This window comes from Bacillus sp. CZDM1 (genome assembly GCF_055502545.1).
Genome location: NZ_JBUESO010000005.1, coordinates 447,177 through 472,500 on the forward strand (window position 1 = coordinate 447,177; position 25,324 = coordinate 472,500).

A 25,324-nucleotide genomic window follows, 5' to 3' on the forward strand; every position below is an offset into this window, starting at 1 on the left:
AGTTAGTTGACGGCGGCATGACAAGAAAAAATGATTTATGAAGAATAGTATGATAAAATAGTGTAAAAATTGGAAAAATTGGAAAGGAGGATAAATAAATGAAGCTGCCAATCATTCAAACAAAACTGAGAATTCCGGTTGTCAAAGATGAATTTATTAGAAGAGCTAAGCTTACGAGAAAAATGAAGAAAATTCCAGAATATCCTTTGACCATTATTCATTCAGGGGCTGGTTTTGGAAAAAGTACGGCTCTTGCTTTATTTATGAGGGATGAAAATATCCCAGGCTGCTGGTACTCCATCTCATCAATGGATGACGACATCCTTCCGTTCCTTTCCTATATCATCCATTCAATAAGAGGATTTATTCCTGACTTCGGGCAGGAAATTGAGAAGTATATCGAAACAATGGACCGCTACATAAGAGAAGAAGATTTAAGTTATTTATGCTCCTTATTTATTAATGAAGTTCTTGAAGTTAATTCCGATATCACACTAAGTTTGGATGACTATCATCAAATTGAACATTCCTACACGATCAATAGTTGGATTGAGAAATTACTGGAGCATATTCCCTCTAATTTACACATGGTTATTTCAAGCCGCAGCCGGCCGGGCTGGAAGTATTTAACGAAAATGAAGGTGAACGGGCAGCTATTAGAAATTACCCGGGAAGATTTAGTGCTAACCATTGAAGAAATGGAATTGTTATTAATCGACCTCTATGGACTAGAAATAGAGCCCGCTCATTTAGAAAGTATTTATCAGCTAACAGAAGGCTGGATTATTGCATTGTGTATGATTGCACAACAGATTCCACTTACTGGAGATATTTCAACCCTTTTAGAACATTCCTCCTTCTCACTCCAAGATCTATTTGACTACTTAGTTATGGAAGTCTTTTCAAAACAGCCTCCAATGATACAGCAATTTTTGGAACAAACATCAATCTTAGATATTCTTGAAGAAGAACTTTGTGATGAAGTCATTGGAATACAAGGTGCTTCTACTATGCTCGAGCAATTAAAAGAGAGAAATTTGTTCATTCAAAAAATTGGATTAAAACATTATCGCTACCATGCACTTTTTAAAGAGTTTTTAGAAAATGCCTTCTTAAAGAATAACCCAGCTACCTACACTCAACTTCATGAAAAATGTGCACGGTTCTATGAAAAAAGACTGATGTGGGAAGAGGCACTCTATCACTATAAAAAAATTAATCATTACAAAGCAATGGCATCGATCTTACAAGAAAATGGGATTAAAATGCTTGAAGGCGGGAAGCTAAAAAGCTTGTCTGATCAATTGACATTGATTCCAGTGCTTGAGTTAGATACGTATTATCTTCTCTGGTTCCTAAAAGCAGAGGTCCACCGATATCGCTCTCAATTTCACGAGGCCGAGGAATGTTATGATAAAACCTATATCGAGGCTGAGAAGAGACACGACTTTCTCGGGATGAGCAAGGCGTTAGAAGGAAAAGCGAAGATTTATTTAGACACCATCCAGCCTCATCAAGCAGAGAAGCTATTATATGAAGCTATTGAAGCGAGAGAGAAAAGCATTAGTTCAGAAGCGGAAAAGGCAAAGTTATATTACTTGCTCTCTGAAAATCTTTTAAACTCTGGAAAATCAACTAAGGCTGAAAAATGGCTGCAAAAGGCAAAAACGTACAGCCCATCAATATTGGATGGAAATATTGAAGCAAGATTGTATTTAAGAACAGGTCGTTTTGAAGAAGCAAAAAGATTCCTTCTCCACCAAAAAGAAGAATTATCAAGTAAAAATGGGATAGAACTTCCCAAATCCCATAGAGAAACAGATTTACTATTATCATTAATTGAATCATTTACAGGAGAAGGATTGATGGCCAAAGAATTAGCACAGGCAGGCATACAACAAGGTATTAGTTTAAAAGCACCTTTTGTGGAAGCATGCGGCTGGATTCGGATGGGGCATGCCGTGCAAATTCTCAATAAATATGATTCGGATTTAGCAGAACAGTGCTACAATACTGCATTAGAAATTATGAGCAGGCTGAATGTAGAAAGAGGAAAAGCCGAACCGTTAATGGGACTTTGTATCCTTTATGGGACAAGGGGAGAATATGAGCGGGCATTAGAGGCAGGGAAAAGGGCCTTACAGGAGACTGAAAAAGTTCAAGATATCTGGCTTTCCGCTCTTATTACCCTATGTATGGGGATCACCTGTATTTATAATGAAAGACTAAATAAAGGTCTATCCTGCTTAGAAAAAACGAGAGAATTATTTTATCAGTGTGAGGATTCCTTTGGACAGATGTTATCTAGTTTCTGGCTGGCATATATTTACTATTTAGAAAAAGATCAAGAAATGTTTAGAGAAACGATGGATAAGTTCTTATATATGGTTCAAAAAAATGATTTTGAGTTCTTTTTTCATAAAGTGTCAGTTTTCAGTCCAAGGGATTTACAAATGTTTGTTCCACTATTAATCGAATGCACGAAAGGAGATATTCAAAAGTCATTAGCCGTAAAAATCCTTCAGGAGATGGGAATCACGGGATTGGATTCGCATCCTGGATATTCGATTAGAGTTCAAACGCTTGGGCAATTTAAAATTTGGCTTGGGGAAAAGGAAGTTGGGGAAAAAGATTGGCAGCGTGAAAAAGGCAAGGAATTATTTCAGCTCTTTATTACAGTAAACGAACTTATATCCAAAGAGGAGATACTCCAAATTCTTTGGCCTAATCAGGATACAAAACATGCCGACCGTGACTTTAAAGTTGCATTAAATAGTCTCCAGCATGTACTTGAACCAACTCGTAAGGCAAGGGCAGCTCCTTTTTTCATTATAAGAGAAGGGATGTTTTATGGAATAAATCCACATGCCAAAATTGAATTAGATACAACCCTATTTCAATCTCTGATTCAAAATGGTTTGAGTGAAACAAACCAGGAAAAAGTGATACCCCTATTAGAAAAGGGCTTGAGGCTTTATCTAGGAGAATACTTGCCAGAACGGCGATATGATGATTGGTGTTTAAGTAAAAGGGAGAGTATGCTGGTTTACTTTTTACGGGGCGCTGAAAAAATGGCGCAGTTTATGGTCCGTAAAGAAGAGTATGAGAAAGCTATTTATTGGTGTGAAAAAATACTAAAGCGTGACCGGACCTGGGAAGAGGCCTATCGATTATTAATGTATTGCTATTATCGAAAAAACAATCGCCCACAAGCAATGAAATGGTACCAAAAATGTATGACAGTCTTGGAAGAAGAACTTGGCGTCTCCCCGCTGGAACCCACAAAGCAAATGCATGACATGATTATCGAATCAGAAAAATATAGAAATCTAATACGATAGCCCTAGGAATTTAAACATACAGAATGAAAGGAGCGATTTCTTTATGAAATGGCTCCTTTTATATTGCGTATAACCAAATAAAAAATTGTTAATTTTTGTTAGTAGTGCTTGACCTAAGAATATTTTTTAGACATAATAATAAAGTAGGAATTTTCCAAAAATTTAATCTAGTCAGAAAGATAGTTTGTTAGACTTCTAAAAATACTAACTTGCCAAAAGAACTCAAAAAAATGATAACGCTTTCTTTATGAAGGGGGAAACGATTTGCTTGTTTTATTGTCATTATTGATTATTACAGGTGTCTGCCTTTTTCTTGCTCTAAAGAAGAAAAGACCATTCTTTCTAGCTGTACCCATCCTATCCATCTTTGCCTACTTCCTCATTCAAATCATCCTAGTACCAGCACCATTTATAGAAACAGTCAAATTCATTTTCAGTCTAAGATAATGATTTTTCCCGAGCCCGATTATGGGCACGGTGAGAATAGCAGCCAGTCATGCTGCAATTTCTAAAAAAAAGGGGTGGTGCGGAGAAAATCCATTTACCAGCAATTTTATTTCATGGAAATTCAATCAATTTAATCGGGGGTGGGGTTTTGAAGAAAATTGATAAGAAAATAGCAGACAGCTATTTTCGGGAAAAAACTCGGAATATGATTATTTATTTTATTGTGTGGTTTATCGTTTCATTTGGGGTGGTCCTTATGGCAGAGCCTTTGAGTGAAATTACAATTAACGGCTTTCCATTTCATTACTTTATGGGAGCACAGGGAGCAGTAATAACCTTTATTATCCTTCTGTTTGTCAATGCAAAGCTGGGTGACTCCATTGATAGGAAATATGGGATTGACGAGGAGAAAAATAAGCAGATCAGTTCGGGAAAGGTACTTGATCATTAATTCCGACAAGCTGCTGTTCAAGCTGTCTGTAAGCTTAGCGATAGGAGCTCACAAAAAATATTTGTAATTGAAAAAGGGGGATGACATTGGATATACAATTTTTGGTCTCATTATCTATTATCTTAGCAACATTTGCATTGTATATTGGTATTGCCATTTATAACAAAGCAAAAGCAACATCAGATTTCTATGTTGCCGGCCGGGGTGTTCCGCCAATTTTTAATGGGATGGCAATTGGGGCAGATTGGATGAGTGCCGCTTCATTCATTGGTATGGCTGGAACTATCATGCTTCTTGGCTATGATGGTCTTGCGTATATAATGGGATGGACGGGAGGATATTTGCTGTTGACATTCCTATTGGCACCGCAGCTGCGAAAGTATGGACGCTATACAGTACCAGACTTTATCGGTGACCGTTTTGAAAGCCATACGGCCCGAGTGATTGCAGCTATATGTACAATCATAATCAGCTTTACTTATTCTATTGGACAGCTTTCTGGCTCAGGAGTGGTAATTGGCCGTTTATTTGAAATTGATGCTAAAGTGGGAACAATGATTGGGGTTATTCTCATTGCCTTCTATGCAGCGTTTGGCGGTATGAAAGGAATTACTTGGACACAGGTAGCTCAGTATATCATTTTAATTATTGCTTACTTAATACCAGTTATTTTCATGTCACTCCAACTTACCGGAAACCCAATGCCTTGGATTTCTTATGGTGAGCTTGTTGGTAAAATGGGGGAACTCGATCGTGAATTGGGTATCTCTGAATATTTTGCACCATTTACAAATGGGACAAAGTGGCAATTCTTGGCACTTATGTTTACATTAATGGCTGGTACAGCAGGATTGCCGCATGTAATCGTCCGTTTCTATACAGTTTCAACAATGAAGGCTGCCCGCTGGTCTGGTGCTTGGGCTTTGTTGTTCATCGGGCTGCTTTACCTGTCGGCACCCGCTTATTCTGCATTTTCCCGGTTCATTCTGATGACAAAGGTTGCTGGCAGCAAAATAACAGAACTGCCTGCATGGACAAAAACTTGGGTTGATACAGGCAAGCTGCAGGTAGCAGATGGAAATGGAGATGGAATCCTTCAGTGGAGTGAATTAATTATCTCTAATGATATTGTTGTTATGGCGACACCGGAAATTGCAAATCTTGGTATGTTTGTAATCGGCTTAGTGGCAGCAGGGGCAATGGCAGCTGCATTATCAACTGCCGGCGGTTTGATGATTTCTATTTCATCATCATTTGCCCACGACATTTACTACCGTGTCTTAAAACCAAATGCAACCGAGAAAAAACGCCTGTCTGTTGCACGCTGGTCAATCGTCCTAGCGACTCTTTTCGCGGGCCTTATCGCGCTTAACCCTCCAGGGGCCATCACACAAATCGTTGCCTGGGCATTTGCGCTTGCAACTGGAACCTTCTTCCCAGCACTTGTGCTTGGTGTTTGGTGGAAACGTTCAAATTCAAAAGGTGTTATTGCTGGATTGCTGGTTGGTTTGGGCGTAACTTTGTCATACATTTTTGCAGCGAAGTATGGCGGATTTACGATCCTCGGAATCATTGATACAGGTGCAGGAGTTTTCGGTGCAATCGCTGCATTTACTGCCAACATCGTAGTTTCACTTATGACACCGGCTCCTTCTCAAAAGATTCAGGATGAGGTTATGGACCTTCGCTATCCAGAGCAAATGGTTTATAAAAATGGCGATGTTTGGATGAATGATGATGGATCAAAATCAGTTTAATTTATTCAAATTAGAGGCAGTCAGGTTTCACCCCTTTTTCTGTGGGGTGGAGCCTGAAAGTGCTCTTTCACTTCTATCCCTATGTGAAATCCGTCATTTTGAAAAAAATGAAAAGATGTTCAAAAAAGATAAACCCCGTGAAGGCCTTCTGCTTATGATAGAAGGTCTTTCGGAGGTATTTGTCAGAAATGAAAGCAATGACAGAGAAGAAGTCTTGGAGGTCTTACAAAAAGGGGAAATGATCGGGTTCTCAAAATTGGCTGATTTACTTGGGGTGTCAAAGCCGAGTATGAAAAACGATGTCATGGTTGAGGTAAAAGCTGTAAGTGCTGTCAAGGTATTATATATTCCTTTCGAGGTCGTAACAAGGAGATGGGATGATCCGGCAGTCCGTGACTATTTACTGACACAGGTGGCTATTCGCTTAAAGGATATTTACACATCCCTAGCTGAGCAGGTCAAGCTTGCACGGGATTATGGTGAAAATGATACGATTAAGATTCGTGTCCAGGACATTATGAGTGAAAAAGTTGTCACAGTTACGTCTGTAACAACTGTACAGGAAACAGCCCGGCTTATGCATGAAAAGAGAATAAGTTCAGTTCTGGTAATAGAAAAGGAGATTTTAAAAGGAATCATTACTGAAAGGGACATGGTGTCAAGAGTGGTTGCCCAAGGTGTGCCAATGACGGCCGCAGCCCAAGAAATTATGACTCAGAATCCCTTATCTATTTCAAGATTTGCTTTTTATTATGAAGCCATTTCAATGATTCTTCTAAAAGGAATTAAACACTTACCCGTAATAGAAGATTCAAAGGTGGTAGGAATTGTTACATTGTCTGATTTATTACGGAAAAAAAGTGAAAACGTTATGAAGACCATTCAAAAGATTGAACAAGCTGATATGGACAGCCTTCCAATGGTGAAGAGTGCGATTTATGAAGTGATAGGAACCCTGTTGAGAGACCGGATTCCTATATTAAAAACCTTCGAAATCGTAACCAATTTGTACGATCGTCTTGTTTTAAGAATAGTAGAGCTATCTATTCAAAAGCTGGAGGAAAGCGGAAGGCGGAAGCCCTGTTCTTTTGCCTTTTATCAAATGGGCAGCAGCGGCCGTGAAGAGCAGTTTATACTGACTGATCAAGATCATTTTCTTGTTTATGAGGATGATGGGGATAAGGAATATTCCTATTTTGCTGAATTAGGAAGAGAGATTACTGACAACATGGAAACAGCCGGTTATGCCCGGTGTAAAGGCTTGATGATGTGCAATGAGCAGAAATGGCGCGGGTCTCTTGCGGTCTGGGAAGAACGTCTACGAAAATGGATGCTTCAATCGACAAATGACAATTTATTATTAGCTGAAAACTTCTTTTCATACCGGTTTATTGCAGGCAGTGATAAATTGCATGAAATGTTTGAGAAAGTGATTTCAAATCAATTGGAAAGGTCGAGAATTTTTTTATACCAGCTGGCGCAAATAGAGAGAGAGCAACTGATTCCTACCCTTGATCACCCTATTCGTTCTTTATTTAAGCTTGAGCGAAAAAACATTGATATGAAAAAGGAGGTTTTATTTCCCTATCATCATAGCTTGCAAATATTATCTCTTTTGCATGGAAACCAATCGGGAACCCCGATAGAAAAAATTGATTGGCTTATGAATAAAAGAGTATTTTCCGAGGCATTTGCACAGGACCTCAAGGAAGCGGTCAGCCATATCTTAACTCTATATGTCAACCAACGCTGGAAGGAGGTGAAAAGCGGCAATGAACTGACATCTATTGTCTCTTTTACTAGGCTGTCTACCCGGGAAAAAGAAGAATTGATATTAAGCTTAAAAACATTAAGGGAGCTTCAAGGTCAGCTATTTGCGCACTTTTCGTTATAGCTTTTACTAAAGAGGAGGCGGGTAATGTTTTTTCGCAGGAAAAATGTATCTTGTGCCTTTAAATATGAAAATATTCCGCTGTCAACTCCCCTAGAAAATCTTGATTTTGTTGTTTTTGATACAGAAACAACAGGATTTCAGGTAGCGACAATGGACCGAATCATTGAGATTGGTGCTGTTTCTATAAAAGGCCTAGAGGTTCGTGAGACTGATACATTTCAGACCTATGTGAACCCTAATCGGAAAATACCTCAGGAAACGGTAGAGCTTACCTCTATTTCTAATGTGCAGGTAGAGGGTGCACCACAAGCGTTAGAGGCAATAATGAGTTTCTTTGATTATGTACAATCGAGAGAAGCCGTATGTTTAGTAGGTCATTATGTCAGTTTTGATGTGCTTGCATTGAAAAGTGAATTTAGCAGGGAAAAACTTGCTTTGAAAAAATTTCTAACCATCGATACGCTTGATCTTATCGGATTTATTGCACCGTCCTACGATATGAGGGATTTAGAACGATATGCAATGGCTTTTGGGACAAGAATCTATGACCGGCATAGCGGATTAGGCGACGCGTTAACCACCGCTTACTTATTTATTGAGCTCTTATGGCAATTCAAAAATCGCGGATACAGTACGTGGGGAGAACTAATAAAAGCAACCGACAGCCAGATGAGATCCCTGCAATAAACACTTAACTATATTTATCTAGTGCAGCTCAACTGAGCTGTATTTTTTTGTCTAACAGCAGCGCCTAGGGGCTTCTGCTTTTCGTCTTTTGTAACTTGCTTGTAACTCTCATTTTCTATTATTAACTCAAAGGCATGGCAATGGTTTTTTACAAATAATAAGGGGGAAAAAAAGTGAAGGTATGTAAAGGCAGAGTTTTCTTATTAGGATTACTTATTTTTATGATGGTATTTGCTACAGCATGCAGCTCTGACAAGACAGAGGGAGATACAAAGGGCAACGGTGAAAAGGCTGAGACGAAGGAGCCAATTAAAATTGGAGTTCTTGCCTCAACAACAGGTGCCCTAGAATCATATGGTAAACAAACCTTAAGAGGTTTTGAACTTGGTCTTGAATATGCAACCGAAGGGACAATGGAGGTTGCAGGCAGAAAAATAGAGTTTGTGGTTGAAGATACAGAAACCAAGCCAGAAGTTGCTGTTCAAAAAGCTACTAAACTATTAGAAGAAGATAAAGTTGACTTTTTAGTGGGATCATCCAGTTCAGCTGATACGTTAGCGGTATTACCGCTTGCTGAAGAATACCAAAAAATCATGATTGTTGAACCAGCAGCCGCTGATAGTATCACAGGCTCTGAGTTTAATAAATATATTTTCCGTTCAGCGCGAAATTCTTCACAGGATGCCGTTGCGGGTGCAGCTGCTATCGCTGGAGATGGTGTGAAGATTGCTACTCTGGCACCGGATTACTCGTTTGGCCGTGATGGAGTAGCAGCTTTTAAAGAAGCAGCTGAAAAACTTGGTGCAGATATTGTTTTAGAAGAGTATGCAGACCCAGCAGCAACTGATTTTACTTCGAACATTCAAAAGATTATTGATGCTAAGCCTGATTATTTATTTGTTGTTTGGGCGGGTGCAAACTCTCCTTGGAAGCAGATTTCAGATATGAAGGTACAAGACAAGGGCATCAAAATTTCAACAGGGGCGCCGGATATCGCAGCTTTGGCTACAATGGAGCCGCTTATTGGCATGGAAGGCTTTACCGTTTACTATCACGATCTGCCAAAAAATGAAATTAATGATTGGCTCGTAGCTGAACATAAGAAGCGATTTAATGGGGACGTTCCTGATTTATTCACACCAGGCGGGATGAGTGCAGCGATTTCAATTGTAGAAGCATTAAAGAAAACCGAAGGTGACGCTGATGGTGATACACTAATTGAAACCATGGAAGGCATGAGCTTCGAAACGCCAAAAGGAAAAATGACCTATCGTCCTGAAGATCACCAGGCCCTTCAAGCACTATATGCCATTAAACTAGAAAAGAAAGATGGCGTACCATATCCAGTCCCAGTGCTAATTAGAGAACTAACACCAGAAGAAACCGCACCGCCAGTACGTAATTAATAAAGTGTTCTTTTAAAATATGAGGGTTAGACCTGTTGTTTATGGTCACCCTCTTCCTTATTTCTATCTCCAAGATTGGTGGTGAAAACATGAAAACCCTAATAGAAACAGAAAATTTATCAATAACCTTTGGCGGGCATACGGCAGTTGATACTGTCAGCATTTCTGTTCCAGCAAAACATTTTAAATCCATCATTGGTCCAAATGGTGCTGGAAAAACAACATTCTTTAATCTTTTAAGCGGTCAATTAACCCCTACAAATGGAAAAATTTATTTTCGGGGAAAGGATATCACAAAACTTTCTTCGACAAAGCGGACGAGAGAAGGAATAGGACGTTCCTTTCAAATTACCAATGTTTTCCCTAATTTAACGGTTCTTGAAAATGTAAGACTGGCCGTTCAATCAAAGGCTGGAGTTCGCTACCAGATGTTATTTCATTATAAGAAATACACAGAATTTGAAACAAAGGCTATAGAATGGTTACGTCTTGTGCTTTTAGACGATAAAGTGGACTCATTGGCGAGCAATTTGGCACATGGGGAAAAGCGAAAGCTAGAAATGGCTATGCTCCTAGCCCTTGAAACAGAGGTTCTTTTATTAGATGAACCGACAGCAGGTATGTCTTTAGAAGATGTTCCAGCCATATTAGATGTCATTAAAAGAATTAAAGAGCAAGCGAATCGGACAATTATATTAATTGAGCACAAAATGGATATGATCCTCGATTTATCAGATTCTGTAATGGTGCTATTTAATGGCAGGCTGCTGGCGGACGGAACTCCTGAGGAAATAATGAAAAATGAAACGGTCCAGTCTGCCTATTTGGGAGGTATCAGCGATGAAACAACTGCTGAAGCTTAATAATATCGAGACGTTTATTGGACAGTATCATATTTTACAGGGTGTTTCTCTTGAAGTGAAAAAGGGTGAGGTTACGGTACTGTTAGGAAGAAATGGTGCCGGAAAAACAACCACATTACGGACGATTATGGGACTAAATCCAGCCTCAAAAGGCAGTGTTGTCTATAACGGAGAAGAAATCCAGGCTTTACCCACCTACGCTATTGCCAAAAAGGGAATCGGCTATGTTCCAGAAGACCAAGGTATCTTTGCAGGATTGACAGTTGAAGAAAATATGAAAGTAGCCATTCAAAAAGAAAATGATGAAACAAATAAGCGACTAGATTATATCTTAAATTTGTTTCCTGACTTAAAAAAGTTCTGGAAAAAGCCCGGCGGGTTATTAAGCGGCGGTCAAAAACAAATGCTTTCCCTCGCCCGAGCCTATGTAAATGATAACGAACTGTTATTAATTGATGAACCAAGTAAAGGTTTAGCCCCTATCGTCGTCGAGAAGGTTATGGAATCGATCCTGCAAATGAAGGATCAAACAACCATCGTATTAGTAGAACAAAATTTCATGATGGCAAGTACCATCGGTGATTGCTTTTATATTATCGATGATGGAAGAACGGTAAGCACTGGAACTATGAAACAGTTAAAAGAAGATGAGGAAATGAAACGAAAGTACTTGGGGATTGCTTAGGGAAGGAGGGAAGGTTTGGGTGGAACTATTATTCAATTTGACATTAAATGGATTGGCAACAGGCATGCTGATTTTCTTATTAGCAGCAGGACTAACACTTATTTTCGGTCTGATGGATGTACTTAACTTTGCCCACGGTGGTTTATTTGCCTGGGGTGCCTATAGCGGCACTTGGATTTATGCCAGTACTGGAAGCTTTTTTATCGGTATTATTGGTGCTATTCTTACTGGTTTTATACTAGGGATTATTACTGAAAAATGGATTATTAAACCAGTTTACGGAAACCATGTTCAGCAAATTTTAATTACTCTTGGCTTAATGTTGGTTCTATCAGAGATGTTAAAAGTTGTTTGGGGACCTAATCAATTAACAGCTAACCCTCCTGAATATTTGACAGGCAGCTGGGAAATTGGCGATATGATTATCATTAAATATCGAGTATTTATCATAGTAGTTGGATTGCTCGTTTTTGCAGGAGTACAATTTTTGCTGAAAAATACCAAAATTGGCCTGATTGTCCGGGCCGGGGTTATGAATAAGGAAATGGTTCAGGCACTGGGAATTAATATTAAGAAGGTATTTATGTTTGTATTTATGATTGGTTCCGGTATGGCAGCGCTTGGCGGGGTACTTTTTGGACCATACTCTGGTGTCATACACGCGGGTATGGGGATGGAGTTTGCCATATTAGCGTTTATTGTAGTTGTCATTGGCGGAATGGGAAATTTCACAGGATCGGTCATGGCGGCGATCCTAGTTGGGTTATCAGGTTCGTTCATGGCTTATTATGTACCGGAATTATCATTAGCAGTAAACATGCTTTTAATGGCAGTTGTTTTGATTGTAAAGCCAAAAGGACTGTTTGGCGGGAAGGGGTGAGAGTATGAAATGGATTGTTAATAGTAGAATAAATACTATATATATCATCGTTGGCGCTTTCCTTTTTCTCTTGCCTTTCGTCTATGAATCTAGAAATATGTTGATTTTGTTAACCCAAATTTTTGTATTTGCCATCCTTGCGATGAGCTACGATTTATTACTAGGCTTTACTGGAATTGTTTCCTTTGGTCATGCGATGTTTTTTGGTATCGGGGCCTACTCGATTGGGATATTCATGAAGCGTTTTGAACCAACTATGCTTCATTTTATTTATGCGGTGCTGGCAACGATTCTTATCACGGCAATCGTAAGTTTTATTGTTGGTTTACTTACACTGCGATTGAAAAGCCATTTTTACGCGATGTTAACCATGGCATTGGCTGGATTGTTTTTGGTATTAGCGGAAAAATGGCGGACCTTAACGTTTGGAAATGATGGATTTACCTTTCGCGTACCGGAACTGTTTATTGATAGGACTAATTTTTACATCATTTGTTTGGCTGCAATGATTGCTACTTTTATGATTTTAAAACGCTTTACCAACTCCCCTCTTGGAAGAGTTCTTCAGGCCATTCGAGAAAATGAGCAACGAACAGAGTCTTTAGGTTATCAAGTATTACACTATAAGATTGCTGCTAGTGTTGTTTCAGGTGTTTTAGCCGGAATTGCAGGGATTTTTTATGCGATGTCACTTCGATATGTGAATACTAGTGTATTTGCAATGGATATTACATTAGACGCTTTATTGATGACGATTATCGGCGGAGTAGGCACTTTAGTTGGTGCCATTATTGGTGCAGGATTAATTGAATTTGCCCATGATGGATTAACAGAGCTGGCAAAAGAACATTGGATATTTGAACGTTGGATTATTTTCTTTGGCATCATTTATATTTTGGTTGTTATTTTCTTCCCGCTAGGTATTGTGGGGACATTAAGGAAATTCACTTGGAAACGAAAAAAACAGCAGCCTGTTAAGAAAAAAGAAAATTTAGCAGGTTAGAGGGAGGCTTAATGGAAACACTACAAATTGCTTCCTTCGTCGTGCGTTTTCAACTAGCTGCTATTGAAAAAGAAACTGGTAAAAAACAATGGAGGATTAAAGTTACCCATGTTCAAGAAGAGCGAGAAACTTTATTTGAGACCATTGAAGAGGCTACTGCTTTTATGATGTCGATGGTAGAAGACACTTAATCTAGGTGGTGGATAATTTGCAAATAGGAATCATAAGTACGGGTCTATACCTCCCGCAGGATTATATAACAGGTAAAGAGATAGCAGAAAAAGCAAGTATCCCTGCACATGTTGTTGAAGAAAAGATGGGGATAAAAAAGAAATATGTTCCAGGTCCTGATGATCATACGTGTGAAATGGGCATCAAAGCAGCAAAGCAAGCCATTAAAAAAGCAGGAATACATCCAATGGAGATTGATGTCGTTATTTATATTGGTGAAGAGCATAAGGAATATCCACTTTGGACGGCTGGCATCAAACTGCAGGAAGAGGTTGGAGCCTTAAATGCCTGGGCATTTGATGCAGCTTTAAGATGTGGAACAACCGTTATGGCGCTTAAGGTAGCAAAAAGCTTGATGATAGCGGATTCAACAATCCAAACTGTGCTGCTGGCAGGTGGATATCGAAATGGGGATTTTATCGACTACCAGAACCCAAGGACGCGTTTCATGTTTAATCTAGGTGCTGGCGGCGGGGCAATTCTATTGAAAAAAGACCACAACGAAAACATCTTGTTAGAAACTGAGCTGCTGACAGATGGATCCTTTTCAGAGGATGTGGTGGTTGTTAGTGGCGGTACAAAAAATCCAATTACTAAAGAAGCTATTGATCAGCGGCTAAATATGCTGGATGTCCTTGATCCTGAGGGAATGAAACAGCGTTTGGAACAGAAGTCTATGGCTAATTTTCTGAAGGTAATTCGGGAATCCGTTAGAAAAAGTGGATACAAAGTTGGAGATATTTCATTTATAGCTATGCTCCACATGAAAAAGTCTGCCCATGAATATGTATTAAAAGAATTGGGCTTATCACACCAGCAATCAATCTATCTGGAGGACTATGGTCATATCGGGCAGATTGATCAAATATTATCTCTTGAGCTTGCCGTAAAAGAAGGGAAGGTAAAAGAGGGTGACATTGTCGTTTTAGTTAGTGCTGGGATTGGCTATGCCTGGGGAGCCTCTACAATTAAATGGGGAAGGGTGATGTAGTGGGTAATGTGACGATGAAAGAGGTACAGTTAAAAAATGGAGAAACTATTGCCTTTCGAGAAAGGGAAGGAGGTGAGAAAAAGGTATTGTTGATCCATGGAAACATGACTTCCTCTAAGCACTGGGACCTTGTCCTAGATAATATGTCTGAGGAATATAAGTTATATGCTTTGGATTTACGAGGGTTTGGAAAATCTAGCTACAATAAACTTATTACTTCAATCAAGGATTTTTCAGATGATGTAAAGCTCTTTGTCGATGAAATTGACTTAAAGGATTTTGCAATTGTGGGTTGGTCAACAGGAGGTGCTGTCGCCATGCAATTTGCTGCAGATCATCCTGGTTATTGTAATAAACTGATTTTATTAGCTTCAGAATCTACTAGAGGCTATCCGTTTGATGGAAAAACGAGTGAGAACGAGGAACTCCGAAGATTTTCCTCCTATGAAGATATTAAACGTGACTTAATTCGAACCCTGCCTGTTCAAGCTGCCTATGACACGAACAATGTTGATTTATTAAAACTAATATGGAACTCCGTTATTTATACAAAAAATCAGCCTGAACCTGACCTATATGACGAATATGTGCAGGATATGAGAACACAGCGAAACTTAGCTGAGGTACATCATTCAAACAATACGTTTAATATCAGTCATCATCATAATGGACTGGTAGATGGAAATGGTTTAGTGGATCAAATTAATGTACCTGTCCTTGTATTAAGAGGGGACCGTGATTTTGTTGTTAATGCTGAAATGACAAAAGAATTGGTAGACGATTTAGGACCAAAAGCTAAATTTGTAGAGTTAAAGGATTGTGGGCATTCCCCCCTTGTTGATGATTTACCTCAATTACTAAAAGAAATAACAAATTTTTTAAAGAATGAGGTGCTCAAATGAGATTAAAAGACAGAGTGGCTATTATTACTGGTGCGGCAAATGGAATAGGCTTAAAAGCTTCGGAAGTTTTTGCCAAAGAGGGTGCAAGGGTGGCCATGGCTGATTTTAATGCAGAGCAGGGTGAAAAGAGGGCACAAGAATTAAGGGAAAAGGGCTATGAAGTAACCTTTTTTCAAGTGAATGTAGCACAGCGTTCGAGTGTAGATGAAATGGTTGAAAAGGTCCGTGAAGCTTACGGAAACATCGGAGTCCTAGTAAATAATGCGGGAATTACAAAAGATGCGATGCTTTCGAAATTATCCATCGAGGATTTTCAAGCAGTTTTGGATGTTAATCTTACAGGAGTGTTTCATTGTACACAAGCGGTCTTACCGTCTATGATTGAAAATGGAAAAGGAAAAATTATAAATACATCTTCTGTTTCAGGCGTTTATGGAAATGTTGGTCAAACGAATTATGCGGCAACAAAAGCAGGAGTGGTCGGCATGACAAAATCATGGGCCAAAGAGCTTGGCCGCAAAGGGATTAATGTAAATGCAGTTGCCCCTGGTTTTATTGAAACAGGAATGACAGCAAAGGTTCCTGAAAAAGTATTAGACCAAATGAAACAGATGGTGCCGCTGGCGAGGCTGGGGAAGCCTGAAGAAATCGCAAATGCCTACTTGTTTTTAGCATCCGATGAATCAAATTATATAAACGGGACTGTTCTACATGTAGACGGCGGGATTATGATGTAAAGAAACGGCCTTTAGGGCCGTTTTTTCACCCTAACTCTTGTAACTTTGATGTAACTAGGATTCTGTAAGATATTCTCATCTAGTTGTGAAGGAGAGATTGAACAGTGAGGTGGGAACTTGACTGGCTTGAAAATAGAGCAAGGTTATCGCCAAATAAAAAGGCAATTATAGATGAAGATACAAATAAATCCTGGACTTATGAAGAAGTAAATAAACGTTCGTCCTCAGTGGCTGGATGGTTAAAAAGTCAAGGAGTGAAAAAAGGTGATCGGGTGGCACTTCTGTCGCCAAACAATATTAGCTATTTTGATTTGCTTTTTGCTTGTGGAAAAATTGGCGCCATATTTGTTCCGCTTAACTGGCGGTTGTCAGAATATGAATTAAATGAAATATTGCTGGATTGTTCACCCTTATTACTTGGTATCCATCAGAAGTTCAAGAATATGTTTACTTCCTTAAAAGCTGTAGTACCAAGTTCTTTTTATGTTGGAGACTCTAAGTATGAAGAGACTACAGCTCAATTAGATAGAGGTAATCATTTTGACCCAATCACTGAACTTGATCCCTTAGCCATAATCTATACAGGGGGAACAACCGGTCAACCAAAAGGAGTGGTGTTAAGTCATCAATCGATTCAATGGAACGCTATAAACACTGTTCTTAGCTGGAATTTATCAGAAGCGGATGTAACGATCAACTATATGCCACTGTTTCATACAGGCGGACTAAATGCATTATCGCTGCCAATCCTAATGACCGGAGGGACTGTTGTTATTGGAGATCAGTTTACCGGACAAAAAGTAGTGAATTCAATTGAACAGTATAGCTGTACGATTATTCTCCTTGTACCAACGATGTACCATTTACTCATTCAAACGGAAGAGTTCCAGAGAAGTGAATTTCCTTCTATGAAAGTATTTTTATCAGGTGCGGCCCCATGTCCATTCCACGTTTATGAAGCTTTTAAGAAAAAAGGATTAGATTTTAAAGAAGGGTATGGGTTAACGGAAGCTGGCCCAAATAATTTCTTTATTCATCCAGAGGAAGCGCAAGTGAAACGCGGGTCAGTTGGAAAACCAATGTTATTCAACGCTATTAAACTTATAAAGGATGAGGGTCACGAAGCATCAATAAACGAGGTTGGAGAACTTTTAATCAAAGGAAAACATTCCTTCTCGCATTATTGGAATAACGAACTCGCAACGCTAGAAACGAAAAAAGAAGGCTGGATTCATACTGGAGACTTGGCGAAGAAAGATGCAGATGGATTCCATTATATTGTCGGAAGAAAGAAGGATATGATCATCTCGGGTGGTGAAAATGTTTATCCACTTGAGATTGAACATTGGATTGCAGCTCACCCTGAGGTTGATGAAGTGGCCGTAATTGGACTCCCAGATGAAAAATGGGGGGAACTTGTTACTGCATTTATCGTTCAGAAACATCCTCAATCTCTAGATGAACAAGAACTAAAAACCTATTGTGAGAGAAAACTTGGAAGATATAAAATTCCGAAGAAATTTATATCTTTGAATGAGCTCCCAAAAACACATGTTGGAAAAATCGATAAAAAGAAATTAAAAGAATTAAGTACACAAACATAAAAGGAGAACCAACTCAAGCGGGTCCTCCTTTTCTTCATTTTATTTCGTCTGGACTTATAGGTTTAATGAGTTCGTGTGCACTTTCAATAAATAATTTAGATAACATCGATTGGGTTTTGTTTTGGTTATAAACGAGATAGAAAAATCGTTCATTATCGAATCCATTAATATCATGGATCCTAAGTAAATTTCTATCGTAATATTCCCTTGCAGCCATTTCCGATATAATTGCTATACCGATATCCTGGAGTACGAACTGAATCAAACTTTGTCCACTTTCTGTATAAGCAACAATATTCATTTGGTCTTTTGAAATTTGGTTTTTCGTCAAAAATTTTTCAATAAGTGAATTCGTTCCAGAATCAGCGTTTCTCATAATAAAAGGATACTTTAAGAGTTCATGAATATCTACAGAACCAACAATATCAGAATGATGTGATGTTATTAGGACTAAACTTTCTTTAAGTAAGGGAATATAGCATAGCTTTTCGTTTTCATATTTCTCACCTAAAATACCAAAATCCACAGACCCATTTAGAACCTTATCCGCCACATTTTTTGAGGAGGATTGGTTAATATGAAATGTTGCTTTTGGGTATTGATTTCTAAATTGCTTGACCATCTTTGGAATCATAAATTGCCCAGGCACAGAGCTTGCACCGATTCGAATAATTCCCCTGAGTTCGGTCACACCCTTCTTTAAGTCCAACATCGCCTGGTCCTTCAATAATAAGAGCTTTAGTGCCCACTGATACAAACGCTCACCGGATGGTGTAAGAATATTCTCTCTGCCAACCCGATCAAATAGACTTACATTAAGAGTTCTCTCAAGTGTTTGAATATGGGAGCTGACTGTTGATTGACTTAAAAAGATGTCTTCGGCTGCTTTAGAAAAGCTCTTATGCTCAACTACCTTTGTAAACACAAATAATTGGTGTAAATCCATAGACTTTGCCCCTTTATTCAAATTACCGATTTATATTTATCGGTAGAATAGATAAATTGAATTTATCTTATCATAACATTTTTTTATAATGGAATTGAACAAGGGTTATGAACAGTTTTTGAAATAAATACTGTGAATATATTACTAATTGATAGGAGCTGTATAAATGTCACTCCAATATATACCAGATCATATTTATGATGCTGGACCTACAGGGTGCGGGGAGCTGATTATGAATCTGTTCATAACGATGAAAAAGTTGAATAGCGGGCAGATCATTGAGGTTATTTCTTATGACCCAGGTGCAAGAGAAGACATCCCCGCTTGGTGTAGAATGCAAAAACACACCCTGCTAGATCGTAAGGATTTTGGAAAAATCAGTTATTACTATATTGAAAAAGGCTGATTCTAGTCTTTTACATAAAAATGAATATTCGGAGGAATTTATCATGGCGGGAAAATTTTTAGTTAGTTTAACAAATGCAAAGAATAACCCGGACAAAGCAACAGTTGGTTTTGTTGTAGCAAATGCAGCAGTGGCATCTGGACAGGAAACGGTTGTGTTTCTAAACGTTGAAGGCGCTTACTTGGCATCGAAAGGATATGCGGATGATATTCACGAGGCAGGATTCGCACCTTTAAAACAATTAATGGATAACTTCGTTGAAGCAGGCGGAACCCTTTGGGTTTGCAGCCCTTGTTACAAGAAAAGAGATTTGGATGAAGAAAACCTTGTTGAAGGTGCAACCATTGTAGGTGGAGCGAAACTAGTAGAGTTCCTTAGCCTAGGTGCAGCCTCCATTACCTATTAAGAGCAGGTGAAGAATATGGTAAATGCACATGCTGTCTGTGATGGCGGTGACTTAGATTGTGGCTCAGGCTTACTATTAATCATAAAAAAAGCAATGGACCCATTATTAAATGGTCAAATACTCGAAGTCCGCAGCAGGGAGAGAACGGTTGCCGAAGACCTGCCAGCCTGGTGCAGAATGGTTGATCATTTATTTCTTGGTTCAGCTCCTGGTGATAATACAACTCATTACTTTATTAAAAAAGGATCATATGAGACTGAACTAGAGAAGGATTTACAGGCTGCAAAAGGGTATGAATGGAGTGTACGGGTCCGGGGAGAAAAGGATTTATCTGCAAAAATTCATTCAAGAAACCATACATTCACTGCAGGACAACCTGCAGAATTCAGCTCAAAAGTAACTGCTCCTAGTGCTATTGATTACTTGCTAGCCTCATTAGCTTCATGTTTGACTGTTGGTTACAAAGCACAAGCTTCGCGGAAAAATATCGAGATTGATAATCTGGAACTTTCAATTAAAGGCGGATTGGAAAATGTCTTATTCCATATGGAGTTAGAGGATGTTGGAAGCCCGAAAATCAACCATATTGTTGGAACTTTTTATGTATCCTCTCCAGAACTAGAAGATGTGTTGGGAGAATTATGGGTCAATACGCTTGAGAGATCACCAATTTATCAAACTCTTAATCAAATGATTACCATTGATATTAAACTATCAATCGTATTTTAACAAGGAGGATAAAACGTGAAATTCCCTCAATTCCCTACCACTGTTATTGGCAGCTGGCCAAGATCAAATGAAGTAAAACGGGCAATGCGTGATAAACGTGCCGGAAGAATAAGTGAAGCAGAGTTCGATTCAATTGCTGACCAGGCTGTATTAAAGTGTTTAAAATGGCAAGAGGATGCTGAAATCGATATTGTTTCCGATGGAGAACAACGGCGGGACAACTTTATCTCATTTGTTGCTGAGCATTTACATAATGTAAGAATGCTAACGGTATCTGATCTTCTCGATTATGTTGAGGATAAAGCAAGCTTTGAGGAGATTCTCGGAACATTAGATGTTCCAGCTTTCTCAATGTCTAATCCAGCAGCAACCGGTAAAATTAGCAGAAAAAAACCATTAGCACTAAATGATTATTTTTTTCTGAAAAAACATACAAACAAAGCAGTAAAAGTTGCACTACCCGGTCCCTACCTTCTAACAAGATCAATGTGGGTGGAAGGATTGTCGAAGGAAGCCTATCCGACTAAAGAGGATTTGTCAGTAGATGTTATTAAAGTTTTACGAGAAGAAATGGAAGATTTGATTTCTGCTGGAGTAGAATTCGTCCAATTTGATGAGCCGGTCTTAACAGAGCTTGTATTTACTAAGAAAAATGCAAATAGGACATTTATGTGCGGAGCGTTGACAGCAAAGGCAGATGCAGAGGAAGAAATTGCGTTTGCTTTGGATCTAATGAACCAGGTTACAAATGGAATGTTAGGCAGAGGAACAAGGGTTGGAGTTCATGTTTGTAGAGGTAATTGGAGCACTCAAGAAGAAGTTTTGTTAAAAGGTCCGTATGATTTATTAGTTCCTTATTTTTCTAATGTGAATATTGATCAGTTAATCCTTGAATATGCAACACCTCGTGCAGGTGAGATTGACGCTATACGCAATTTTGGCGGAAAAGAAATCGGATTCGGTATTATCAATCCTAGGACGGAAGCTATTGAGACTGTTGATGAAATTCTATCACGGGTGCAGGAAGTAAGAAATTATTTACCGGATGAGAAAATATTTTTAAATCCTGATTGTGGATTTGGAACATTTGCACAACGTCCGATGAATAGTGAAGAAATTGCCTTCAAAAAATTGAAAGTGATGTCTTCTGCTGCAAAAAAATTACGGGAAACGATATTAGTATAACGAATGAAGGCAGGTAATAGAATGGGACAATTGATGAATTTTAAAGTAGAAGGAAAAGGTACTGTAATGCGGACAGATTTAATTGCAGGAAAACATACAATTGCAATTGATGAGCCCATATCATTTGGAGGCAATGATTCTGCAATCGACCCAATGTCTACACTTTTAGCCTCACTCATTGGCTGTGAAAATGTTATGTCTCAATTAATTTCAAAAGAAATGAAGTTTGACCTTCAAGGGATTACTTTTGAGGTGGAAGGAAATTTAGATATAACGGGGTTAATGGGTGATTTATCAGTTAAACCCTACTTTCAAAATGTAACGGTGAAAGCATTTTTAGAAACATCAGAGCCTGATGAGCGAATTGAAGAGTTACAAAAAGCAGTTGATTTACGCTGCCCTGTTTTCAGAACCTTAAAGGATGCGGGAATACCGATTGAAAATCATTGGGTAAAAGCAACTGTTACAGCTTAAAGTTATCTAAGACCTTATCTCATCGATAAGGTCTTTTTTTCTTAATGTAAGGAATATTTGCTATTTCGGTGATAAACACTCAATATTAATAAGACAAAATTACTGTTAGAGATAGAGAAAGTAGGGATCTTTTTGCCTGATTTTAGATCATTAGGTATTTCTGAATCGAACGTAAATAAATTAAAGGAATTCGGTGTAGCAAAACCAACACCAATTCAAGAAAAGGCAATACCATTTGTAATGGGTGGGAGAGATGTTATTGCACAGGCCCAAACTGGGACGGGGAAGACATTTGCCTTCATACTGCCTATTTTAGAAAAAATAAATCCACAAGCACCGTATGTACAAGCACTCATTGTTACCCCAACCAGAGAATTGGCTTTACAAATTACCGAGGAATTTGAAAAGTTGACCAATGATATTGATGGTGTTGATGTGTTAGCAGTTTATGGCGGCCAGGATGTTGATAAGCAGCTAAAGAAACTAAAGAAGAATGTTCAAATCGTTGTTGGGACACCAGGCAGGCTGTTAGACCATATAAGAAGAGGAACAGTTCACTTATCAGAAGCTTCATTTCTAGTTCTTGATGAAGCAGACCAAATGCTGCATATAGGATTTCTAAATGAAGTTGAGGATATAATCAGGGAAACACCTAAGACACGTCAGACTATGCTTTTTTCTGCTACAATGCCAGAGGAAATACGGACACTAGCTAATAAACATATGCGTAAACCTGAATACATCCAAGTTGAAAAAACACAGGGCCCTGCGGAAAATGTTAAACTAATTGCTATTCATACCATTGATCGTGCAAAGCAAGCAACATTGATTCAATTAGTTGAAACACATAGACCATATTTAGCTGTAATCTTTTGTAGGACCAAACGCAGAGTCTCAAAGTTGTATGATGTTCTTAAATCTCACAAATTTTTATGTGATGAACTGCATGGGGACCTGTCGCAAGCCAAAAGAGAGCAAGTGATGAAACGCTTCAGGGATGGGGATGTTCAACTGTTGATAGCGACCGATGTCGCAGCAAGAGGTCTCGATGTTGAAGGGGTGACACATGTATTTAATTATGACATTCCTCAAGATGCCGAAAGTTTTATTCATCGAATAGGAAGAACTGGAAGAGCAGGTACAAAGGGATTGGCCATCACATTATATTCTTCAGACGATCGCCCAACTCTTGATATGATTGAAAAAGAGCTTAACATTACGATTCAAAAGCAAAACCTAGGAAATAGTGGAGAAAAGGAAGATAAAAAACCAAGTTCAACTTCAAAGTCGGAAAAGGTAGGGACATTTAAAACGAATAAAAACAGAAAGTCAGTTCGTACAACCGACGGTAAAAGTGATGGTAAGAGCAGTACGAGACAAAAAGGAAGAGGATCATCGAAGGATCAAGGGAACAAGAAGAGTCCTATTAAGGGAAAACGTACGAATACCAGACCAGGGGAAAAAGGCAGGAGCCAATCCAGTCCTAGTAAAAATAGAAGAATGACATAGAAAAAACCCTTGCGAGGCAAGGGTTTTTAAGTATGGAGACTATCGGGATCGAACCGACGACCTCTTGCATGCCATGCAAGCGCTCTCCCAGCTGAGCTAAGCCCCCGTATGTGGTACAAGAAAAATTATATCTTTCTCATACCATTCTTGCAATAGTAATTTTTACTTTTTCTTCAGTTAAAAGAAATTAACCCATGCTTTCTATTTCTACCTTATGAACGCCAGCTAATTTTGAAACAGAATCATATACCTCAGTAGTCTTCTCACGGTAATCTACTGCAATTAATATCTGCACGAGATGATCACCGTTATCTAAATCCTTTATGCGGATCCTGCGGATAATATATTTTCTCTCCATAATAAATGAAATGGCATCTTCAATCTGGATTTTATCCCTAATAAATAATTGAAGACTAATTTCCTTTTCACGCAATTGCTTTGGACCAATGAATTTCATGACATATGGTACCAATTCTACACTAATAATTAGTAAGGCGACACCAACAAACGCTTCGAAAAAGAAACCAGCCCCAACAGCGATACCGATTCCAGCTGCTCCCCAAATCATCGCGGCCGTTGTTAAACCAGATATACTGTCATTTCCCCGTCTAAGGATTACGCCTGCTCCTAGAAAACCGATACCAGAAACAATTTGCGCAGCAAGGCGAAGGGGGTCCATGGTAATTCTTACATCGTCAGAAGCTGGAAACATATATGCAGATTCAATCGAAACAATGGTAAGTAGACAACTCACTACAGATATTACAAGACTCGTCTTAAGTCCTACAGGTTTTCTCTTTAATTCGCGTTCAAGCCCAATTATAAGCCCGAAAATTGCTGATACTCCAAGCTTTAATAATATATCGTAATCAATATTCTCCATTGTCTTCACGTCCATTATTGTTGTGTTAGTGATTGTTAGAATATAGTTATTACTATTATACGATATCCCTTTGATGAAAAATAAAAAATATTAGTTATTACTAAATATAGTTGAAAAAGCTAGTGTTGCTTTTCTCTCTTCGTACAGTCCTAAATTATTTAAGTCCTTACTAATTACATATACATAAATGGTTGAAATTATGAGTCCATCACTTATTTGATTTATCCTTTGACTGTTGAATATTCTTTATTCTCCTTCAAATGACTAAAGTAAATTGTTGTTTACCTTCTACCTAAAATAAATGAATCCAAAAAAAATTATAAATTATATTGCAATCATTTTTCGAACATGTTATATTAAATCTCGTCCTCACGAGTGAGTCACACAACGAAAAAAAGAAATTAAAAAAGTTGTTGACATCGTCTTGATGGATATGCTAAATTAAAGAGGCCGCTTTCGAGCTTACTTGGTAGGACAAGCTCATTAGTGAAAGAATTTGTTCTTTGAAAACTAAACAAACAAGAACGTCAACAAACAATTTTTTAGCTTTTTATAAAAGCTAAGCCAACGTAACATTTTTGAGCTATATCAACTTTCTTGGAGAGTTTGATCCTGGCTCAGGACGAACGCTGGCGGCGTGCCTAATACATGCAAGTCGAGCGAATCTTGAGGTGCTTGCACCTCTTGATTAGCGGCGGACGGGTGAGTAACACGTGGGCAACCTGCCTGTAAGACTGGGATAACACCGGGAAACCGGTGCTAATACCGGATAATCCTTTTCCTCTCATGAGGAAAAGCTGAAAGTCGGTTTACGCTGACACTTACAGATGGGCCCGCGGCGCATTAGCTAGTTGGTGAGGTAACGGCTCACCAAGGCGACGATGCGTAGCCGACCTGAGAGGGTGAT

24 protein-coding genes, 1 tRNA gene and 1 rRNA gene (1 of these 26 running past the window's edge) are annotated in these 25,324 nt (G+C 38.7%); 23 read left to right on the forward strand and 3 right to left on the reverse strand.

Annotated elements, in window-relative coordinates; translation table 11 throughout:
- Nucleotides 1-98 precede the first annotated feature (98 nt).
- The 16 genes from ACY3XC_RS14760 to ACY3XC_RS14835 all read left to right on the forward strand — a co-directional run bounded on the left by ACY3XC_RS14760 (nt 99) and on the right by ACY3XC_RS14835 (nt 17,879).
- Nucleotides 99-3,341 (forward strand): BTAD domain-containing putative transcriptional regulator, encoded by a 3,243-nt coding sequence (locus tag ACY3XC_RS14760; RefSeq protein ID WP_464869226.1) that lies wholly within the window; start codon nt 99-101, stop codon nt 3,339-3,341.
- Nucleotides 3,342-3,605: 264 nt separating this feature from the next.
- Nucleotides 3,606-3,788 carry a hypothetical protein gene (locus tag ACY3XC_RS14765; RefSeq protein WP_179156243.1) on the forward strand — a complete coding sequence of 61 codons (183 nt, stop codon included), beginning with the start codon at nt 3,606-3,608 and terminating at the stop codon, nt 3,786-3,788.
- A 148-nt stretch (nt 3,789-3,936) separates the two neighbouring features.
- Nucleotides 3,937-4,239 (forward strand): DUF4212 domain-containing protein, encoded by a 303-nt coding sequence (locus tag ACY3XC_RS14770; RefSeq protein ID WP_179156242.1) that lies wholly within the window; start codon nt 3,937-3,939, stop codon nt 4,237-4,239.
- A gap of 86 nt (nt 4,240-4,325) precedes the next feature.
- Nucleotides 4,326-5,996 carry a sodium:solute symporter family protein gene (locus ACY3XC_RS14775; RefSeq protein WP_464869227.1) on the forward strand — a complete coding sequence of 557 codons (1,671 nt, stop codon included), beginning with the start codon at nt 4,326-4,328 and terminating at the stop codon, nt 5,994-5,996.
- Nucleotides 5,977-7,890 (forward strand): DUF294 nucleotidyltransferase-like domain-containing protein, encoded by a 1,914-nt coding sequence (locus tag ACY3XC_RS14780; RefSeq protein ID WP_464869228.1) that lies wholly within the window; start codon nt 5,977-5,979, stop codon nt 7,888-7,890. The genes ACY3XC_RS14775 and ACY3XC_RS14780 overlap by 20 nt, the downstream gene beginning before the upstream one ends.
- A 24-nt stretch (nt 7,891-7,914) precedes the next feature.
- The gene (locus tag ACY3XC_RS14785; protein WP_464869229.1) at nt 7,915-8,577 is read left to right on the forward strand and encodes a 3'-5' exonuclease; all 663 of its coding nucleotides are present in this window, start codon (nt 7,915-7,917) and stop codon (nt 8,575-8,577) included.
- 221 nt (nt 8,578-8,798) lie between these two features.
- A complete protein-coding gene (locus ACY3XC_RS14790) occupies nt 8,799-9,983 on the forward strand; it encodes a substrate-binding domain-containing protein (RefSeq protein ID WP_464869262.1) in 1,185 nt (394 codons plus the stop codon).
- A gap of 89 nt (nt 9,984-10,072) precedes the next feature.
- Nucleotides 10,073-10,846 (forward strand): ABC transporter ATP-binding protein, encoded by a 774-nt coding sequence (locus ACY3XC_RS14795; RefSeq protein ID WP_464869230.1) that lies wholly within the window; start codon nt 10,073-10,075, stop codon nt 10,844-10,846.
- Nucleotides 10,824-11,531, forward strand: a complete 708-nt coding sequence (locus tag ACY3XC_RS14800) for an ABC transporter ATP-binding protein (protein ID WP_464869231.1) — start codon at nt 10,824-10,826, stop codon at nt 11,529-11,531. The genes ACY3XC_RS14795 and ACY3XC_RS14800 overlap by 23 nt, the downstream gene beginning before the upstream one ends.
- Nucleotides 11,532-11,550: 19 nt before the next feature.
- Complete coding sequence (locus tag ACY3XC_RS14805) at nt 11,551-12,411, forward strand: branched-chain amino acid ABC transporter permease (RefSeq protein WP_464869232.1); 861 nt, start codon at nt 11,551-11,553, stop codon at nt 12,409-12,411.
- A gap of 4 nt (nt 12,412-12,415) precedes the next feature.
- A complete protein-coding gene (locus ACY3XC_RS14810) occupies nt 12,416-13,414 on the forward strand; it encodes a branched-chain amino acid ABC transporter permease (protein ID WP_464869233.1) in 999 nt (332 codons plus the stop codon).
- Nucleotides 13,415-13,425: 11 nt separating this feature from the next.
- Nucleotides 13,426-13,605: a hypothetical protein gene (locus ACY3XC_RS14815; protein ID WP_464869234.1), complete on the forward strand. Its 180-nt coding sequence runs from the start codon at nt 13,426-13,428 to the stop codon at nt 13,603-13,605.
- 17 nt (nt 13,606-13,622) lie between these two features.
- Nucleotides 13,623-14,636, forward strand: coding sequence for a 3-oxoacyl-ACP synthase (locus tag ACY3XC_RS14820; protein WP_464869235.1), 1,014 nt, complete (start codon nt 13,623-13,625; stop codon nt 14,634-14,636).
- Nucleotides 14,618-15,538 carry an intracellular short-chain-length polyhydroxyalkanoate depolymerase gene (phaZ, locus tag ACY3XC_RS14825; protein WP_464869236.1) on the forward strand — a complete coding sequence of 307 codons (921 nt, stop codon included), beginning with the start codon at nt 14,618-14,620 and terminating at the stop codon, nt 15,536-15,538. The genes ACY3XC_RS14820 and phaZ overlap by 19 nt, the downstream gene beginning before the upstream one ends.
- Complete coding sequence (gene fabG, locus ACY3XC_RS14830) at nt 15,535-16,275, forward strand: 3-oxoacyl-ACP reductase FabG (RefSeq protein ID WP_464869237.1); 741 nt, start codon at nt 15,535-15,537, stop codon at nt 16,273-16,275. The genes phaZ and fabG overlap by 4 nt, the downstream gene beginning before the upstream one ends.
- Nucleotides 16,276-16,379: 104 nt before the next feature.
- On the forward strand, nt 16,380-17,879 hold the full coding sequence (locus ACY3XC_RS14835; RefSeq protein WP_464869238.1) for an acyl-CoA synthetase: 1,500 nt from the start codon (nt 16,380-16,382) through the stop codon (nt 17,877-17,879).
- Between the two features lie 34 nt (nt 17,880-17,913).
- Here the strand turns inward: ACY3XC_RS14835 and ACY3XC_RS14840 are convergent, their stop codons facing one another.
- Nucleotides 17,914-18,825 (reverse strand): selenium metabolism-associated LysR family transcriptional regulator, encoded by a 912-nt coding sequence (locus ACY3XC_RS14840; protein ID WP_464869239.1) that lies wholly within the window; start codon nt 18,823-18,825, stop codon nt 17,914-17,916.
- A 166-nt stretch (nt 18,826-18,991) separates the two neighbouring features.
- Here ACY3XC_RS14840 and ACY3XC_RS14845 point away from each other — a divergent pair, with 166 nt between their 5' ends.
- From ACY3XC_RS14845 to ACY3XC_RS14870, 6 genes are all read left to right on the forward strand, one after another.
- Complete coding sequence (locus ACY3XC_RS14845; protein WP_464869240.1) at nt 18,992-19,231, forward strand: sulfurtransferase TusA family protein; 240 nt, start codon at nt 18,992-18,994, stop codon at nt 19,229-19,231.
- Nucleotides 19,232-19,274: 43 nt separating this feature from the next.
- Complete coding sequence (locus ACY3XC_RS14850; protein WP_464869241.1) at nt 19,275-19,637, forward strand: DsrE family protein; 363 nt, start codon at nt 19,275-19,277, stop codon at nt 19,635-19,637.
- Between the two features lie 15 nt (nt 19,638-19,652).
- On the forward strand, nt 19,653-20,366 hold the full coding sequence (locus ACY3XC_RS14855) for an OsmC family protein (protein WP_464869242.1): 714 nt from the start codon (nt 19,653-19,655) through the stop codon (nt 20,364-20,366).
- Between the two features lie 15 nt (nt 20,367-20,381).
- Nucleotides 20,382-21,551, forward strand: a complete 1,170-nt coding sequence (locus ACY3XC_RS14860) for a vitamin-B12 independent methionine synthase (RefSeq protein WP_464869243.1) — start codon at nt 20,382-20,384, stop codon at nt 21,549-21,551.
- Nucleotides 21,552-21,572: 21 nt separating this feature from the next.
- Nucleotides 21,573-22,025 carry an OsmC family protein gene (locus tag ACY3XC_RS14865; RefSeq protein WP_464869244.1) on the forward strand — a complete coding sequence of 151 codons (453 nt, stop codon included), beginning with the start codon at nt 21,573-21,575 and terminating at the stop codon, nt 22,023-22,025.
- Nucleotides 22,026-22,157: 132 nt separating this feature from the next.
- Nucleotides 22,158-23,534: a DEAD/DEAH box helicase gene (locus ACY3XC_RS14870; protein WP_464869245.1), complete on the forward strand. Its 1,377-nt coding sequence runs from the start codon at nt 22,158-22,160 to the stop codon at nt 23,532-23,534.
- Nucleotides 23,535-23,567: 33 nt separating this feature from the next.
- On the opposite strand, the gene ACY3XC_RS14875 is transcribed toward ACY3XC_RS14870, so the two are convergent.
- Both ACY3XC_RS14875 and ACY3XC_RS14880 read right to left on the reverse strand, forming a co-directional pair.
- Nucleotides 23,568-23,640 (reverse strand) — tRNA-Ala (locus ACY3XC_RS14875).
- A gap of 81 nt (nt 23,641-23,721) precedes the next feature.
- Nucleotides 23,722-24,417: an MgtC/SapB family protein gene (locus ACY3XC_RS14880; protein ID WP_464869246.1), complete on the reverse strand. Its 696-nt coding sequence runs from the start codon at nt 24,415-24,417 to the stop codon at nt 23,722-23,724.
- A 594-nt stretch (nt 24,418-25,011) separates the two neighbouring features.
- On the opposite strand from ACY3XC_RS14880, the gene ACY3XC_RS14885 reads away from it, so the two are divergent.
- Nucleotides 25,012-25,324: ribosomal RNA gene (locus tag ACY3XC_RS14885) — 16S ribosomal RNA — on the forward strand (it continues 1,237 nt past the right edge of the window).

Coding starts and splice junctions, on each gene's coding strand:
- ACY3XC_RS14760 (WP_464869226.1), top strand. CDS start 99: ATGAAGCTGCCAATCATTCAAACAAAACTGAGAATTCCGGTTGTCAAA.
- ACY3XC_RS14780 (WP_464869228.1), top strand. CDS start 5,977: ATGGATCAAAATCAGTTTAATTTATTCAAATTAGAGGCAGTCAGGTTT.
- ACY3XC_RS14785 (WP_464869229.1), top strand. CDS start 7,915: ATGTTTTTTCGCAGGAAAAATGTATCTTGTGCCTTTAAATATGAAAAT.
- ACY3XC_RS14790 (WP_464869262.1), top strand. CDS start 8,799: ATGATGGTATTTGCTACAGCATGCAGCTCTGACAAGACAGAGGGAGAT.
- ACY3XC_RS14795 (WP_464869230.1), top strand. CDS start 10,073: ATGAAAACCCTAATAGAAACAGAAAATTTATCAATAACCTTTGGCGGG.
- ACY3XC_RS14800 (WP_464869231.1), top strand. CDS start 10,824: ATGAAACAACTGCTGAAGCTTAATAATATCGAGACGTTTATTGGACAG.
- ACY3XC_RS14810 (WP_464869233.1), top strand. CDS start 12,416: ATGAAATGGATTGTTAATAGTAGAATAAATACTATATATATCATCGTT.
- ACY3XC_RS14815 (WP_464869234.1), top strand. CDS start 13,426: ATGGAAACACTACAAATTGCTTCCTTCGTCGTGCGTTTTCAACTAGCT.
- phaZ (WP_464869236.1), top strand. CDS start 14,618: ATGGGGAAGGGTGATGTAGTGGGTAATGTGACGATGAAAGAGGTACAG.
- fabG (WP_464869237.1), top strand. CDS start 15,535: ATGAGATTAAAAGACAGAGTGGCTATTATTACTGGTGCGGCAAATGGA.
- ACY3XC_RS14840 (WP_464869239.1), bottom strand. CDS start 18,825: ATGGATTTACACCAATTATTTGTGTTTACAAAGGTAGTTGAGCATAAG.
- ACY3XC_RS14845 (WP_464869240.1), top strand. CDS start 18,992: ATGTCACTCCAATATATACCAGATCATATTTATGATGCTGGACCTACA.
- ACY3XC_RS14850 (WP_464869241.1), top strand. CDS start 19,275: ATGGCGGGAAAATTTTTAGTTAGTTTAACAAATGCAAAGAATAACCCG.
- ACY3XC_RS14855 (WP_464869242.1), top strand. CDS start 19,653: ATGGTAAATGCACATGCTGTCTGTGATGGCGGTGACTTAGATTGTGGC.
- ACY3XC_RS14865 (WP_464869244.1), top strand. CDS start 21,573: ATGGGACAATTGATGAATTTTAAAGTAGAAGGAAAAGGTACTGTAATG.
- ACY3XC_RS14880 (WP_464869246.1), bottom strand. CDS start 24,417: ATGGAGAATATTGATTACGATATATTATTAAAGCTTGGAGTATCAGCA.